This is a genomic window from Mesorhizobium sp. M7A.F.Ca.MR.362.00.0.0, from assembly GCF_004023175.1.
Classification (GTDB): domain Bacteria; phylum Pseudomonadota; class Alphaproteobacteria; order Rhizobiales; family Rhizobiaceae; genus Mesorhizobium.
Genome location: NZ_RZTF01000647.1, coordinates 1 through 2,086, shown reverse-complemented (window position 1 = coordinate 2,086; position 2,086 = coordinate 1). Strand labels below are relative to the sequence as shown.

Annotated in this window: 1 protein-coding gene and 1 pseudogene; both read right to left on the bottom strand. The window is 60.6% G+C overall.

The features are described 5' to 3' along the window. A partial coding sequence (locus EOC06_RS36400) for a hypothetical protein (RefSeq protein ID WP_164898972.1) occupies positions 1-530 on the bottom strand: 530 nt, incomplete at its 3' end. Next, positions 527-2,086: pseudogene (locus EOC06_RS40495) on the bottom strand (hypothetical protein); the annotation flags it as partial. The gene EOC06_RS36400 and the pseudogene EOC06_RS40495, both read right to left, overlap by 4 nt.

Here is a 2,086-nt window from a genome sequence, read left to right as displayed (position 1 = left end):
AAGGGCGACACCGAGGCACTGCTGATTGCCGTAGGAGCGGCGGTAGCAGTGGAAGACGACATTTCGTTTATATTATACACATCGACCGCAACGTTGCTCATATTGCCGTTGTAGTTGGTGACCAGGTTAGCTGTAGTTCCAGTTGTGATCGGCAAGGAAAAAATGCCCGCAGCAATGGAAATAGCAGGACTAACGTTGGTCTTGCAAACCGCAACAGCAGCGGTAGCATTCATAGTTGCACCATTAATAAGGCGGCCACTAGATCCAGAACGAGCCGTGACCACCATTACCACAAGGCGATCCGCCGCTGCAGGGCCAATTGCTGCACCATTAAAGGTGTGGCTAGAAGCGGAGGTAACGGACGTCAATCTGCCAATATAAGTTACGACAGCACCGCCAAGAAACTTCTGCCACACGCCGGCTACCTTGACGTAGCCTTTATTGGGCTGTTTCCACACACCCCCGACTCGAACCCAAGGCTTAGCGACCGAAGGCTTCCAGATGCCACCAACCTTCGCATAAGCTGTCATGAGTATTGGAACCAGACATCACCATCGGCGCCGCCACTCGGTGCCGCGGTGGAGATCGTCAGACCGCGACTGGCCATCGTGCCGACGCCGAGAAGCGCCTTTGTCTGCGCAATGGTTTGCGGCCGGAGGTAGGTGTCGCCAGTGCCGTCCGAAGAAATGCGACCGACGAAGCCTGTCACGGCATCGGCCCCGTTCGGAAAGGTAGACCGGAACAGGCGGGTGGTGATGTCGCCGGCTCCGTCCCGCTGGGCAATTGTGCCGACCGATGTCGCTTGATCTGCAGAGGCACCTGCAAGCTTTGCGCTGTCGACCGCCTGGGCCGTCGCGCCGAGCTTACCGCCAACGGTCGCTGTCAGATCGGTAATCTGCTTCTGCAGCTTGCCGAGCGCGGACAGGACCGTGTCGGCCGCGGTGATCGCACCGCCAGTAGCCGTCGACAACCCAGTCAGAACCGTGGCTATGACGGTGGCGGCAAAGTTGGAAATCGTGGCGGCGAGCTGGGTGCCGGTATGGGTGGAGCGATCACGCAGCGCTGCGTCGGTGCTGTTGGCAGTTGCTGCTGACGCGATGCCCGCGAGCTTCGTCTTCTCCGTCGCCGTGTAAGCTTTGTTCGTGGTGCCGTCGCTGATATCGTCTGCGGTCAGAACGACGGCCCCGGTGCGGCCGGCGATCGACAACACGGCGTCGGTGTAGTCTTCCTTGAACCAATTGGCGGCGAAGGTCGCGGTCGAGGCGTTGTCGACGATCGCGACGATACGATCGCCATTCACGAAGGTCTGGCCGTTGACCGTGCCTCCGGTCGAGATGATGTAGGTCCAGCCCGCTTGGGCTACGCCAGCGCCTGGGAAGGTACCAGTAGAGGCATCCCAGGTGCCCTTCAGGATGATAGCCTGGTCGAGCCCAATGACTTTGGCGCGCAGATCGTCCAGGTCGACATTGCCGGTGACAGTGATGAACCCGAGCTTGGCGCTCATGGCAGTTGTGAACGTGCCAGTCGTGCCGGTCAGGGCTGCATTGTATGCCTGAACCGAGACACCCACGGCAGCGCCTATGCGCGCGTCAGCCGCCGTCGAGAAGTTCGAGATCGTGGCGGCGAGCTGCGTGCCCGTGTGGTGGCTTCGATCGAGCAGGTATGCGTCGGTTTGATTGGGAGTGGCGCCATCAGCGATGTTGAGCGCTGCGCGCATACCAGCTGCGGTCAGCTCCTCAACACCACCAGTGCCGGCTGTGGTGCGGCCGAGGAAGCGCGCATTCGATATGACGATACCGTAGCCATTGAAGGTGGTCGGCTTGTCAGTGATGCCGCCCCAGGGCGCGCTGTCGGCGACGTCGGCGGCGTTGACCTTTCCGTCAACATTGGTGTCGTAGACGGGGGTCGACATATCGCCGTCACCCGGATCACCTTTGTCGCCCTTCACACCCTGGATGCCCTGGATGCCCTGAATACCTTGGTCGCCCTGGTCACCTTTCGGGCCGATGTCGCCCGTGTCACCCTTGATGCCCTGAATGCCTTGGATGCCCTGGATACCTTGGTCGCCCTTGTCGCCCTTCGGGCC